Consider the following 13,203-nt stretch of genomic DNA (forward strand, 5'->3'; position numbering starts at 1 on the left):
AGCACCAGTGACCTGTTTGAGCGAGAGTTACTCGTCTTCCAGTTCGATGTTGATACCCAGCGAACGAATCTCTTTCAACAGTACGTTGAAGGACTCAGGCATGCCCGGTTCCATCTGATGGTTGCCGTCCACGATGTTTTTATACATCTTGGTACGACCGTTCACGTCATCAGACTTAACGGTGAGCATCTCCTGCAGGGTGTATGCCGCGCCGTATGCTTCCAGCGCCCACACTTCCATCTCCCCGAAGCGCTGACCACCGAACTGCGCCTTACCACCCAGCGGCTGCTGAGTAACCAGGCTGTAAGAACCGGTAGAACGCGCATGCATCTTGTCATCAACCAAGTGGTTCAGTTTCAGCATGTACATGTAGCCAACGGTAACCTGGCGCTCGAACTGCTCGCCGGTACGACCGTCGAACAGCGTGATCTGACCAGACGTCGGCAGGCCACCCAGCTGTAACAGCTCCTTGATTTCAGACTCTTTCGCACCGTCGAAGACCGGCGTTGCGATTGGCATACCTTTGCGCAGGTTTTCAGCCAGACGCAGAACTTCTTCATCGCTGAAGGTATTCAGGTCAACTTTCTGGCGAACGTCAGTGCCCAGATCGTACGCACGCTGGATGAACTCGCGCAGTTTCGCGACCTCTTCCTGCTGCTTCAGCATGGCGTTGATTTTCTCGCCGATACCTTTCGCAGCCATACCCAGGTGAGTTTCGAGGATCTGACCAATGTTCATACGAGACGGTACGCCCAGCGGGTTCAGTACGATGTCGACCGGCGTGCCGTTCTCATCGTAAGGCATATCTTCGATCGGGTTGATCTTAGAGATAACACCCTTGTTACCGTGACGACCCGCCATTTTATCACCCGGCTGGATCTGACGTTTAACGGCCAGATACACTTTAACAATCTTCAGCACGCCCGGTGCCAGATCGTCGCCCTGAGTGATTTTGCGGCGTTTCGCTTCGAGTTTCTTCTCGAACTCGTGTTTCAGTTCGTCATACTGCTCAGCCAGCTGTTCCAGCTGATTCTGTTTATCTTCGTCGGTCAGGCCCAGCTCCAACCAGCGGTCGCGCGGCAGTTTGTCGAGCTTCTCAGCTTCAACGCCACCGGATACCAGCACGGCATGGATACGGCTGAACAGGCCAGCTTCGAGGATCTGCAGTTCTTCAGACAGGTCTTTTTTCGCCTGCTTCAGCTGCATCTCTTCGATTTCCAGCGCACGTTTGTCTTTCTCTACGCCATCGCGAGTAAAGACCTGAACGTCGATAACCGTACCGGACACACCGTTTGGCACGCGCAGAGAAGAGTCTTTAACGTCAGACGCTTTCTCACCGAAGATCGCACGCAGCAGCTTCTCTTCTGGGGTCAGCTGGGTTTCACCTTTCGGCGTTACCTTGCCCACCAGAATGTCACCGCCGGTCACTTCCGCACCGATGTAAACGATACCGGATTCATCCAGTTTAGAGAGCGCAGCTTCACCCACGTTCGGGATGTCAGCGGTGATCTCTTCCGGCCCCAGCTTGGTGTCACGAGACACGCACGCCAGTTCCTGAATGTGGATGGTGGTGAAACGGTCTTCCTGGACCACACGCTCGGAAACGAGGATGGAGTCTTCGAAGTTGTAACCGTTCCACGGCATGAACGCTACGCGCATGTTCTGACCCAGCGCCAGCTCACCAAGGTCGGTGGACGGGCCGTCTGCCAGCACGTCGCCACGTTCGATTGGCTCACCCAGAGAGACACACGGCATCTGGTTGATACAGGTGTTCTGGTTAGAACGGGTGTACTTGGTCAGGTTGTAGATGTCGATACCCGCTTCGCCCGGGTACATCTCGTCATCGTTAACTTTGATAACGATACGGGACGCATCCACGTACTGAACGGTACCGCCACGTTTAGCCACCGCAGTTACACCGGAGTCAACGGCAACAGCACGTTCCATACCGGTACCTACCAGCGGCTTATCAGCGCGCAGGGTCGGAACCGCCTGACGTTGCATGTTCGCACCCATCAATGCACGGTTGGCGTCATCGTGTTCCAGGAACGGGATCAGGGACGCACCGACGGAAACCACCTGCTGGGTGGAAACGTCCATGTAGTCAACCTGGTCGTTGCTGAACAAGCTGGATTCGCCTTTGCTACGGCAGGTAACGAGGTCATCAACAAAGCGACCTTCTTCGTCCAGGTTGGTGTTCGCCTGGGCGATAACGTAGTTACCCTCTTCGATAGCAGAGAGGTAATGGATCTCGTCGGTCACAACGCCGTCGGTGACTTTACGGTACGGCGTCTCAAGGAAGCCATATTCGTTAGTCTGTGCGTACACGGACAGGGAGTTGATCAGACCGATGTTCGGACCTTCAGGCGTTTCGATAGGACATACGCGACCGTAGTGAGTCGGGTGTACGTCTCGAACTTCAAAGCCTGCGCGTTCACGGGTCAGACCGCCCGGGCCCAGTGCAGAGATACGACGCTTGTGCGTGATCTCAGACAGCGGGTTGTTCTGGTCCATAAACTGGGACAGCTGGCTGGAGCCAAAGAACTCTTTCACTGCCGCAGAGATCGGCTTGGCGTTGATCATATCCTGAGGCATCAGGGTATCGAGATCGCCCAGAGAGAGACGCTCTTTTACCGCACGCTCAACACGGACCAGGCCAACGCGGAACTGGTTTTCCGCCATTTCGCCTACGGAACGGATACGACGGTTGCCGAGGTGGTCGATATCATCCACTTCGCCAATACCGTTACGGATACCGATGAGCTTCTTCATCACCTGAATGATGTCATCTTTGCTCAGGATACCGGAACCTTCGATCTCGTCACGCAGCAGAGAACGGTTGAACTTCATACGACCGACCGCAGAGAGATCGTAGCGGTCTTCGGAGAAGAACAGGTTCTCAAACAGGCTTTCCGCGGCTTCACGGGTCGGCGGCTCACCAGGACGCATCATGCGGTAGATCTCTACCAGCGCGCTCAGGCGATCGGTGGTCGGGTCGACGCGAATCGTCTCCGACATGTACGCACCGTGATCCAGATCGTTGGTGAACAGCGTTTCGATACGTTTGTGACCGGACTGGCTCAGCTTAGCCAGCAGATCCAGAGACAGCTCCATGTTCGCCGGGCAGATCAGCTCGCCGGTGGAGGTATCAACGTAATCTTTTGCAGCCACTTTGCCCGCAATGTATTCAACCGGTACTTCGATGAGTTTGATCTCATCTTTTTCCAGCTGGCGAATGTGGCGCGCGGTAATACGGCGGCCTTTTTCGACATACACTTTGCCGTCGGCTTCGATATCAAACGAGGCGGTTTCGCCACGCAGACGCTCCGGGACCAGCTCCATCTGCAGCTTGTTGTCGCGGATTTCGAAAGTGACTTTTTCAAAGAACAGGTCAAGGATCTGCTCAGTGGTATAGTTCAGCGCGCGCAGGATGATGGTCGCAGGCAGCTTACGGCGACGGTCGATACGCACGAACAGGTTGTCTTTCGGGTCAAACTCGAAGTCCAGCCATGAGCCACGGTAAGGAATGATGCGCGCGTTATACAGGACTTTACCTGAAGAGTGCGTTTTACCTTTGTCGCTGTCAAAGAATACGCCAGGACTACGGTGAAGCTGAGACACGATGACGCGCTCAGTACCGTTAATAACAAAGGTACCGTTATCGGTCATGAGCGGAATTTCGCCCATGTAAACTTCTTGCTCTTTGATGTCTTTAACGGTGCCTTCCGGCGCTTCGCGCTCGTAGATCACCAGGCGCAGTTTTACGCGCAGCGGTGCCGAGTAGGTCACGCCGCGGATCTGGCACTCTTTCACATCAAAGACAGGCTCGCCCAGACGGTAGCTGACGTATTGCAGCTCGGAGTTACCGCTGTAGCTCGCGATCGGGAACACGGAACGAAACGCCGCTTCCAGACCATATTGTCCTTCAGGATCTTGCTCGATAAACTTCTGGAACGAGTCAAGCTGGATAGAAAGGAGATAAGGAATGTCCAGTACTTGCGGACGCTTTCCAAAATCCTTACGAATACGTTTTTTCTCGGTATAGGAGTAAACCATTAGGGTTCCTCAGCTCGCTGACAAGTCGACCCATCTGCCCGACGACGGGGGCAGTTTGTGCAACACTATTTTGTTGACCGGAAAGTGGAGCACTTTCCGCAATGCTTGTTGCTATCACGCTTAAACCATTTCGTCGCGATTTACACAGTGCGCAGGCGCTGTCGCAATATATTAAGTCGTCGATAGAAACAAGCATTGTGAGGGAGATCAGTAGCCAAACAGTGTGAAACGCTACTAACACCCTACAGCGCAAAAAGGCTGGTGACTAAAAAGTCACCAGCCATCAGCCTAATTTCTCAGGCTGCAACCGGAAGGGTTGGCTTATTTAACTTCAACTTCAGCGCCAGCTTCTTCCAGAGATTTTTTCAGAGCTTCGGCGTCGTCTTTGCTGATGCCTTCTTTCAGAGCGGCAGGAGCAGATTCTACCAGGTCTTTAGCTTCTTTCAGACCCAGGCCAGTTGCGCCACGTACTGCTTTGATAACAGCAACTTTGTTAGCGCCAGCGGCTTTCAGAATAACGTCGAATTCAGTTTTCTCTTCAGCAGCTTCAGCCGGGCCTGCAGCAACAGCTACAGCAGCAGCAGCGGAAACACCGAATTTTTCTTCCATTGCAGAGATCAGCTCTACAACGTCCATTACGGACATAGCGGATACTGCTTCAATGATTTGATCTTTAGTGATAGACATTTAAATTGTTCCTGAATATCAGAATAAGTTTATACGTAAGCAGATGCTTGATAAAGATAACTGCGATTAAGCAGCTTCTTTCGCATCGCGTACAGCAGCCAGAGTGCGAACCAGTTTGCCTGCAGAGGCTTCTTTCATGGTTGCCATCAGGCGTGCAATTGCTTCTTCGTAGGTCGGCAGGGTTGCCAGGCGATCGATTTGCGATGCCGGGATCAACTCACCTTCAAAGGCTGCGGCTTTAACCTCAAATTTTGCATTCGCTTTCGCGAACTCTTTGAACAGACGAGCAGCAGCGCCCGGGTGTTCCATAGAGTATGCAATCAGGGTCGGACCAACAAACGTGTCTTTCAGGCACTCGAACTGAGTACCCTCAACTACGCGGCGCAGCAGGGTGTTACGAACAACACGCATGTAAACGCCAGCTTCACGACCTGCTTTACGCAGTTCAGTCATTTTATCTACAGTAACGCCACGGGAATCCGCAACTACTGCAGACAGCGCGCCTTTGGCTACTTCGCTGACTTCAGCAACAATCGCTTGTTTGTCTTGAAGATTTAAAGCCATTAGCTTTGCTCCTGGATGTTTGCCAGAGCTCATGCTCTGGAACTCACTTCACTCCCCTCAAAGAAGGGAGCGTCTAAATACGGTGAGCAGAAACAAGCCAAAGATACTTAAAAAATGTCTTCAGGTTCTGTCACCGTCTACGCAGGGAATTAAGTCTCTTGCGAGACACCTGCGGTCTTGGACGGAGGCCTGGATTAGGCCAGGCTCCAACCGAAAATCTTTCGTGGGCGAAGATTGTAGACAAATCCACCGCCCACGTAAAGGCGAATATTAGTTCGCCACTGCAGTCAGACCAGCCTGGTCAACCGCAACACCTGCACCCATGGTGGTGGAGATGCTAACTTTCTTGATGTACACGCCTTTCGCCTGAGTCGGTTTTGCTTTTTTCAGCGCAACCAGCAGGGCTTCCAGGTTTTCTTTCAGTTTGTCAGCGTCAAAGTCCACTTTACCGATGGTGGTGTGGATGATGCCGTTTTTGTCGTTACGGTAACGAACCTGACCTGCTTTAGCGTTCTTAACCGCTTCAGCAACGTTAGGGGTTACGGTACCGACTTTCGGGTTCGGCATCAGGCCCCGCGGGCCCAGAACCTGGCCGAGCTGGCCAACAACGCGCATTGCATCCGGGGAAGCAATAACAACGTCAAAGTTCATTTCGCCTTTCTTGATCTGATCAGCCAGATCTTCCATACCTACCAGCTCAGCGCCAGCAGCTTTAGCTGCTTCAGCGTTCGGGCCCTGGGCAAATACGGCTACACGAACGGAACGACCGGTGCCGTTAGGCAGTACGGTTGCGCCACGAACGTTCTGGTCAGATTTACGCGCGTCGATGCCGAGGTTAACAGCAACGTCAACGCTTTCGTTGAATTTAGCGGTAGCCAGTTCTTTCAGCAGAGCGATAGCTTCGTTGATGTCGTACTGTTTGGTCGCATCAACTTTCTCACGGATTACACGCATGCGCTTGGTCAGTTTAGTCATTTCTTAACCCTCCACTACCAGGCCCATGGAACGAGCAGTACCTTCGATGGAGCGAGTCATCGCTTCAACGTCTGCACCAGTCATGTCCGCCGCTTTAGTCTGTGCAATTTCTTGCAGCTGAGCGCGAGTAATTGTACCCACTTTGTCTTTGTTCGGCTTGCCGGAACCAGACTTGATACCAGCCGCTTTCTTCAGCAGTACAGCTGCCGGAGGCGTTTTGGTAACGAAAGTGAAAGAACGGTCAGCGTAAACGGTAATAACAACCGGAATCGGCAGACCTTTCTCGATGGAATCAGTTTTGGCGTTAAACGCTTTACAGAATTCCATGATGTTAACACCCTGCTGACCCAGAGCCGGACCAACCGGTGGGCTCGGGTTTGCCATGCCAGCTGCAACCTGCAGCTTGACGTAGGCCTGGACTTTCTTAGCCATTCTTAAATCCTCAATATGGGTAATAGCGCTTCAATGAAGCTCCCCGTGATAAACAGTGTGTCTTACGGGTACGTGACCCATAAAAACAAAAGGCGCGAAATTGTAGTCCAATCTCGCGCCTTGTGCAACGGATAAATCGTCGCTTTTTTGATCGCCTGGGTTATTAGGCTTTTTCGACCTGGCCGAAGTCCAGCTCTACCGGCGTCGCACGACCGAAGATAGAGACAGAAACTTTCAGGCGGGACTTCTCGTAGTCCACCTCTTCCACCACGCCGTTAAAGTCAGCAAACGGACCGTCGTTAACACGGACCATTTCACCCGGCTCAAACAGGGTTTTCGGACGCGGCTTATCGCCAACCTGCTGCAGGCGGTTCATGATAGCGTCAACTTCTTTGTCGCTGATCGGGGCCGGACGGTCTGACGTACCGCCGATAAAGCCCATCACGCGCGGCACGCTGCGCACCAGGTGCCAGCTAGCATCGTTCATGACCATCTGGACCAGAACGTAACCTGGGAAGAACTTGCGCTCGCTTTTGCGACGCTGGCCGCCACGGATCTCGACCACTTCTTCGGTCGGCACCATAACTTCGCCAAACAGCTCTTCCATATTGTGTAATTTGATATGCTCACGCAGCGAAGTCGCTACGCGGCCTTCAAAACCGGAAAACGCCTGAACGACGTACCAGCGCTTTTTAGGGGCTTCAGACATCTCAGAACCTCAGGCCAGTGATAAAGGATACCAGGCGAACCAGAATACCATCCAGTCCCCACAGGATAAGTGACATAACAGCGGTCACTGCGGCCACAATCAGAGTAGTGTGCAACGTTTCCTGGCGAGTTGGCCAAATCACTTTACGGACTTCGGTTCTCGCTTCACGGGCAAAAGCAACGGTCGCTTTACCCTTTGTCGTCAACAGCGCGACACCACCCGCTGCAGCAATAAGAATTACTACTGCCAGCGCGCGTAACGGCAGCATCATGTCACGATAGAGGTAGTTGCCAACGATAGCTACGATCAGCAAGACAGCAACGGCAACCCACTTCATCGCTTCCAGGCCGCGCCCGCTCCCTTGAGCTTCGGTATTCGCACTCATAAACCAACCTGTCACAAGAATTCAGAAAAACATTTTGCCCCGCGGATGCGAGGCAAACCTAACCGAAATGCTCCGGCTCTTACGCCATCTACAGAGCCTGTCTCAGCAATGATTATGACAAAAAAAATCACTGATGAGCCAGGTTCTGGTTCGAAAGCGTGCAAAAAGGGCATCAAATGATGCCCTTTTCATGCGCATTGCGTCAAATGTTATCAGCGATTAGCTGAGAACTTTAGCAACAACGCCCGCGCCAACGGTACGGCCGCCTTCACGGATTGCGAAACGCAGACCGTCGTCCATCGCGATCGGATGGATCAGGGTAACAACCATTTTGATGTTGTCGCCCGGCATAACCATCTCAACGCCTTCCGGCAGTTCGATGGTGCCAGTCACGTCAGTTGTACGGAAGTAGAACTGCGGACGGTAGCCTTTGAAGAACGGAGTGTGACGGCCGCCTTCGTCTTTGGACAGGATGTACACTTCGGATTCGAACTTGGTGTGCGGCTTGATTGAGCCCGGCTTAGCCAGAACCTGGCCACGCTGGATCTCTTCACGCTTGATACCACGCAGCAGAACGCCGCAGTTCTCGCCTGCACGACCTTCGTCCAGCAGTTTGCGGAACATTTCAACGCCGGTACAGGTAGATTTCGCAGTATCTTTGATACCCACGATTTCAACTTCTTCACCAACTTTGATGATACCGCGCTCTACACGACCGGTAACAACGGTACCACGACCGGAGATGGAGAATACGTCTTCGATCGGCAGCAGGAACGGCTTGTCAATCGCACGCTCTGGTTCCGGGATGTAGGAATCCAGGTAGCCAGCCAGCTCAACGATTTTCTCTTCCCACTCAGCTTCGCCTTCCAGCGCTTTCAGCGCAGAACCACGAATGATCGGGGTGTCGTCGCCCGGGAAGTCGTACTGGGACAGAAGTTCACGCACTTCCATCTCAACCAGTTCCAGCAGCTCTTCGTCATCAACCATGTCGCACTTGTTCAGGAACACGATGATGTACGGAACGCCTACCTGACGACCCAGCAGGATGTGCTCACGGGTCTGCGGCATCGGGCCGTCAGTCGCAGCAACAACCAGGATCGCGCCGTCCATCTGCGCAGCACCGGTGATCATGTTTTTAACATAGTCGGCGTGGCCCGGGCAGTCTACGTGTGCGTAGTGGCGAGTCGGGGTGTCATACTCAACGTGAGAGGTGTTGATGGTGATACCACGAGCTTTCTCTTCCGGTGCGTTATCGATCTGGTCGAATGCACGAGCAGAACCACCGTAGGTTTTAGCCAGAACGGTAGTGATGGCAGCGGTCAGCGTTGTTTTACCATGGTCAACGTGGCCGATAGTACCGACGTTAACGTGCGGTTTTGTACGTTCAAACTTTTCTTTAGACATCGATTGTCCCTCTAAGACACGGATAAATCGGTGATATCACCACATCAACCAGGCAACATGCCCGACTTGTTGAATGCTTTTAAATGTAAACAGAGAGAAACGGGAGGGAGAAGTGAAGTGGTGCTGATACCCAGAGTCGAACTGGGGACCTCACCCTTACCAAGGGTGCGCTCTACCAACTGAGCCATATCAGCACGTATTGGAGCGGGCAGCGGGAATCGAACCCGCATCATCAGCTTGGAAGGCTGAGGTAATAGCCATTATACGATGCCCGCATCCTGAAACTCGGCTACCCAGTTCTTTCTGTAACAAAAAAGAGATTGCTCTCTTTTTATGTTCGAGCTGCTTAATTTTTTAACCAGCTCAGGCGGCAATTACGCTGCCAGAAAGTGGTGGTGGGGGAAGGATTCGAACCTTCGAAGTCTGTGACGGCAGATTTACAGTCTGCTCCCTTTGGCCGCTCGGGAACCCCACCGGACTTGATGGTGCCGACTACCGGAATCGAACTGGTGACCTACTGATTACAAGTCAGTTGCTCTACCTACTGAGCTAAGTCGGCATCAAGTAGCGCGCATTCTAGGGAGCCCAGCGGGTTCATGCAACAAAAAAATCGCATAAAACGTTCTCTTGCTCACATTTTGTGCGCTGACATGAAAAAATGCTGTCATTTCATGCAATGGTGAACAAATATTCAACGTTTTATCGCGTCTTGAAGAGGAAAGAGAATGTCAAAACGCGGCGAAATCACTGTGAGCCGATCCTGTTACGTGATGCGCATCAGTGAAAGCACTCTTCGCCACTATTTTTTCTTATCCTTACCTGCAATCTGATGTTACCCTCCTGCCCATTGTCCATAATAAACTTCAATGTAGCGTGCTATTGAGCTGTCTTTCAGGACTGCGCATCGCTGAACGTTTATCCTCGGAACGGTGACGATAAATGGCACGCAGAAACATGCTTATGAATGCAGCAGAGCAAACGTTAATGACGCCTTACTTACAGTTTAACCGCAGCCAGTGGGCTGCACTTCGTGACTCGGTGCCGATGACCCTGACGGAAGGGGAAATTGCGCGGTTAAAAGGTATTAATGAAGATCTCTCCCTTGAAGAGGTTGCAGAGATCTATCTGCCTCTGTCGCGTTTACTCAATTTCTATATCAGTTCTAACCTGCGCCGTCAGGCCGTACTGGAGCAGTTCTTGGGTACTAACGGGCAACGCATCCCGTATATCATCAGCATTGCCGGCAGCGTGGCCGTAGGGAAAAGTACGACCGCTCGCGTATTGCAGGCGCTGCTGAGCCGCTGGCCTGAGCATCGGCGGGTAGAGCTCATTACCACCGATGGTTTCTTGCATCCTAACCAAGTGCTTAAAGATCGTGGCCTGATGAAGAAGAAAGGCTTTCCTCAGTCCTACGATATGCACCGACTGGTGAAGTTCGTTTCCGATCTCAAATCGGGCGTGCCGGATGTGACTGCCCCGGTCTACTCTCATCTTATTTATGATGTTATTCCCGATGGGGATAAGACGGTTACCCATCCCGATATTTTAATTCTCGAAGGTCTGAACGTATTGCAGAGCGGAATGGATTATCCTCACGATCCGCACCATGTATTTGTATCAGACTTTGTCGATTTCTCTATTTACGTTGACGCTCCGGAAGATCTATTACAGCGCTGGTATATCAATCGCTTTTTAAAATTCCGTGAAGGTGCGTTTAGCAATCCGGACTCGTACTTCCATAGCTATGCGAAGCTCTCTGAAGAGGAAGCGGTGAAGGTCGCGACCTCCCTCTGGCAGGAAATTAACTTCCTGAATCTGAAAGAGAACATCTTACCTACTCGTGAGCGCGCTAGCCTGATCATGACCAAAAGCGCTAATCATGCGGTTGAGCAGGTACGGTTACGCAAATAAAAAAGGGAGCGCTACGCTCCCTGGTTCACTATTATTCCGCGCTTCTTAACGAAATTTCACCGCCCATCCACGCTTTGATCGCTCCGTCTTGCTCAAGCAGCAGTGCGCCTTGTGTATCTATTCCGCGTGAAATACCTACGATCTCTTTATCACCAATAATAAGTTTGACCGGACGGTTAATAAAGTTATCCAGCTTTTCCCAGCGAGAAAGATAAGGGGTTAACCCCTCCTGCTCGAACAGCTCCAACGCAGCGCGTAAATCGTTAATTAGCCGCGCGGCAAGGGTATTACGATCAATGGCGATCCCCGCTTCCTGAAGATTGATCCATCCCTGGTTAATAACGTCAGATTCAACCTTCCGCATCGCCAGATTGATCCCTGCCCCGATAACGATCTGTGCTGCATCGCCCGTCTTTCCCGTCAGCTCAACGAGAATACCGGCGAGCTTGCGATCCTGCAGATAGAGATCGTTGGGCCATTTCACACGTACCTGGCTGGCACCCAGATCGCGCAACACTTCTGCCATCACGATACCAATCACCAGGCTCAGACCAATCGCTGCCGCAGGGCCCTGTTCAAGACGCCAGAACATGGAGAGATAGAGGTTCGCCCCGAAAGGAGAGAACCATTTACGCCCGCGCCGACCCCGTCCCGCCTGCTGATACTCGGCAACACAGGCATCGCCTGACTGTAAGGTGCCGATACGATCCAGCAAATACTGGTTCGTTGAATCAATAACCGGCAGCACGGCAACCTGACCCTGGTTTATCTGGCTGCTAATGAACTCTTGGTTTAGCAGCTGGATAGGCTCCGGTAGGCTGTAGCCTTTTCCCGGTACGGTAAAGACATCAACGCCCCAGTCGCGCAGGGTCTGAATGTGCTTGTTAATGGCCGCCCGGCTCATTCCCAGGCGCTCACCCAGCTGCTCTCCTGAATGGAACTCGCCATCGGCTAAAATTGAAATCAGGGTTAATGGAATAGTATTGTCCTTCACGCAATGATCTCCACAGCATTCACCTCTCCCGTTGGGCCAATAAATCGCACTTCTGGCTCCAGCCAGACGTTGAATTTTTCTCCCACCTGCTGACGTACATGATGCGCCAGATCTACCACATCCTTGCTGGTCGCCTGGTTTTCATTGATAAGCACAAGCGCCTGTTGGCGGTGTACAGCTGCACCGCCTACTGCCGTGCCTTTTAACTGGCAACGATCGATAAGCCAGCCGGCAGCGAGCTTGACGGTACCATCGGCCTGAGGATAGTGCGGCACATCAGGATAGTGACTCAGCAGCTGTTGCGACACCTCTGCGCTTACTACGGGGTTTTTAAAGAAGCTTCCTGCGTTACCGTTTACTTTTGGATCGGGAAGCTTGCTCATTCGCATATTGCAGACGGTATCAAAAACGTCCTGTGCCGTAACAGTAGCCGGATCGAGGCGTGCCAGATCGCCATAGGTCAGCACCGGCTGCCAGACTTTTTTCAGGCGTATGCCCACTGCAATGATGGCATGACTATGCTGATACTCATGCTTAAAGATGCTGTCCCGATAGCCAAATCGGCACTCTTGAGCGGTAAGGCGCTGAATATGGCCAGTCGCAAGCTCAACGCAGTCGACATAGTCGCATACGCGCTGTAGCTCAACGCCATACGCGCCGATGTTTTGAATGGGTGATGAGCCTACACAGCCCGGGATCAGGGCCAGATTCTCCAGGCCGGCCATCCCTTTACCCAGCGTATATTGAACCAGCCGGTGCCAGTTCTCCCCTGCGCCAACGTGCAGATGCCATGCATCGGGTTTTTCAGTGGTATCGATACCCATAATGCGGTTAACAATCACCGTACCAGCAAAATCATTCAGAAAGAGAACGTTACTCCCTTCGCCCAGAATTAATACGGGCTGTTGGATCTGCACCGCATTCTGCCAGGCGCTAAGGAGCTGTTGCACATTGTCGGCAAGCACGATGTGATTCGCATTATGCGCAATGCCAAAGGTATTCCAGGGTTTAAGGGAGTGATTCATAGACGCCATCCAAAGACAAAAACAGGGCTAGTGTACCCCATATGCAGGATGTTCGCTTGTG

Annotated in this window: 11 protein-coding genes and 4 tRNA genes; 1 reads left to right on the forward strand and 14 read right to left on the reverse strand. The window is 52.4% G+C overall.

The features are described from left to right. Positions 1-27 precede the first annotated feature (27 nt). From rpoB to FN633_RS00895, 12 genes are all read right to left on the reverse strand, one after another. Positions 28-4,056, reverse strand: coding sequence for a DNA-directed RNA polymerase subunit beta (gene rpoB / locus FN633_RS00835; protein ID WP_154056419.1), 4,029 nt, complete (start codon positions 4,054-4,056; stop codon positions 28-30). Positions 4,057-4,377: 321 nt separating this feature from the next. Then, positions 4,378-4,743 carry a 50S ribosomal protein L7/L12 gene (gene rplL / locus FN633_RS00840; RefSeq protein ID WP_003033114.1) on the reverse strand — a complete coding sequence of 122 codons (366 nt, stop codon included), beginning with the start codon at positions 4,741-4,743 and terminating at the stop codon, positions 4,378-4,380. A 66-nt stretch (positions 4,744-4,809) separates the two neighbouring features. Then, complete coding sequence (gene rplJ, locus FN633_RS00845) at positions 4,810-5,307, reverse strand: 50S ribosomal protein L10 (RefSeq protein ID WP_001207203.1); 498 nt, start codon at positions 5,305-5,307, stop codon at positions 4,810-4,812. Between the two features lie 270 nt (positions 5,308-5,577). Next, positions 5,578-6,282: a 50S ribosomal protein L1 gene (gene rplA, locus FN633_RS00850; RefSeq protein ID WP_154056420.1), complete on the reverse strand. Its 705-nt coding sequence runs from the start codon at positions 6,280-6,282 to the stop codon at positions 5,578-5,580. Positions 6,283-6,285: 3 nt separating this feature from the next. Beyond that, the gene (gene rplK / locus FN633_RS00855) at positions 6,286-6,714 is read right to left on the reverse strand and encodes a 50S ribosomal protein L11 (RefSeq protein ID WP_042395618.1); all 429 of its coding nucleotides are present in this window, start codon (positions 6,712-6,714) and stop codon (positions 6,286-6,288) included. 163 nt (positions 6,715-6,877) lie between these two features. Beyond that, complete coding sequence (nusG, locus tag FN633_RS00860; protein ID WP_007665882.1) at positions 6,878-7,423, reverse strand: transcription termination/antitermination protein NusG; 546 nt, start codon at positions 7,421-7,423, stop codon at positions 6,878-6,880. A gap of 1 nt (position 7,424) precedes the next feature. Further along, on the reverse strand, positions 7,425-7,808 hold the full coding sequence (secE, locus tag FN633_RS00865; RefSeq protein WP_014068449.1) for a preprotein translocase subunit SecE: 384 nt from the start codon (positions 7,806-7,808) through the stop codon (positions 7,425-7,427). Positions 7,809-8,027: 219 nt separating this feature from the next. After that, complete coding sequence (gene tuf, locus FN633_RS00875) at positions 8,028-9,212, reverse strand: elongation factor Tu (protein ID WP_115084474.1); 1,185 nt, start codon at positions 9,210-9,212, stop codon at positions 8,028-8,030. Between the two features lie 118 nt (positions 9,213-9,330). Further along, positions 9,331-9,406, reverse strand: a tRNA-Thr gene (locus FN633_RS00880). A gap of 6 nt (positions 9,407-9,412) precedes the next feature. Then, positions 9,413-9,487, reverse strand: a tRNA-Gly gene (locus FN633_RS00885). 115 nt (positions 9,488-9,602) lie between these two features. Further along, positions 9,603-9,687 (reverse strand) — tRNA-Tyr (locus FN633_RS00890). Positions 9,688-9,695: 8 nt separating this feature from the next. Beyond that, positions 9,696-9,771, reverse strand: a tRNA-Thr gene (locus FN633_RS00895). Positions 9,772-10,172: 401 nt separating this feature from the next. On the opposite strand from FN633_RS00895, the gene coaA reads away from it, so the two are divergent. Continuing rightward, the gene (gene coaA, locus FN633_RS00900; RefSeq protein WP_042396206.1) at positions 10,173-11,123 is read left to right on the forward strand and encodes a type I pantothenate kinase; all 951 of its coding nucleotides are present in this window, start codon (positions 10,173-10,175) and stop codon (positions 11,121-11,123) included. A 31-nt stretch (positions 11,124-11,154) separates the two neighbouring features. Here the strand turns inward: coaA and birA are convergent, their stop codons facing one another. Beyond that, positions 11,155-12,117: a bifunctional biotin--[acetyl-CoA-carboxylase] ligase/biotin operon repressor BirA gene (gene birA / locus FN633_RS00905; RefSeq protein ID WP_154056422.1), complete on the reverse strand. Its 963-nt coding sequence runs from the start codon at positions 12,115-12,117 to the stop codon at positions 11,155-11,157. Beyond that, positions 12,114-13,142, reverse strand: a complete 1,029-nt coding sequence (gene murB, locus FN633_RS00910) for a UDP-N-acetylmuramate dehydrogenase (RefSeq protein WP_154056423.1) — start codon at positions 13,140-13,142, stop codon at positions 12,114-12,116. The genes birA and murB overlap by 4 nt, the downstream gene beginning before the upstream one ends. Between the last annotated feature and the right edge of the window lie 61 nt (positions 13,143-13,203).

This window comes from Pseudescherichia vulneris, from assembly GCF_902164725.1.
Taxonomy (GTDB): domain Bacteria; phylum Pseudomonadota; class Gammaproteobacteria; order Enterobacterales; family Enterobacteriaceae; genus Pseudescherichia; species Pseudescherichia vulneris.

What these genes read in the sequence shown, in the direction of transcription:
- rpoB (WP_154056419.1), bottom strand. Translation starts at nt 4,056, where the DNA reads ATGGTTTACTCCTATACCGAGAAAAAACGTATTCGTAAGGATTTTGGA.
- coaA (WP_042396206.1), top strand. Translation starts at nt 10,173, where the DNA reads ATGAATGCAGCAGAGCAAACGTTAATGACGCCTTACTTACAGTTTAAC.
- rplJ (WP_001207203.1), bottom strand. Translation starts at nt 5,307, where the DNA reads ATGGCTTTAAATCTTCAAGACAAACAAGCGATTGTTGCTGAAGTCAGC.
- tuf (WP_115084474.1), bottom strand. Translation starts at nt 9,212, where the DNA reads ATGTCTAAAGAAAAGTTTGAACGTACAAAACCGCACGTTAACGTCGGT.
- rplL (WP_003033114.1), bottom strand. Translation starts at nt 4,743, where the DNA reads ATGTCTATCACTAAAGATCAAATCATTGAAGCAGTATCCGCTATGTCC.
- nusG (WP_007665882.1), bottom strand. Translation starts at nt 7,423, where the DNA reads ATGTCTGAAGCCCCTAAAAAGCGCTGGTACGTCGTTCAGGCGTTTTCC.
- secE (WP_014068449.1), bottom strand. Translation starts at nt 7,808, where the DNA reads ATGAGTGCGAATACCGAAGCTCAAGGGAGCGGGCGCGGCCTGGAAGCG.
- rplA (WP_154056420.1), bottom strand. Translation starts at nt 6,282, where the DNA reads ATGACTAAACTGACCAAGCGCATGCGTGTAATCCGTGAGAAAGTTGAT.
- rplK (WP_042395618.1), bottom strand. Translation starts at nt 6,714, where the DNA reads ATGGCTAAGAAAGTCCAGGCCTACGTCAAGCTGCAGGTTGCAGCTGGC.
- murB (WP_154056423.1), bottom strand. Translation starts at nt 13,142, where the DNA reads ATGAATCACTCCCTTAAACCCTGGAATACCTTTGGCATTGCGCATAAT.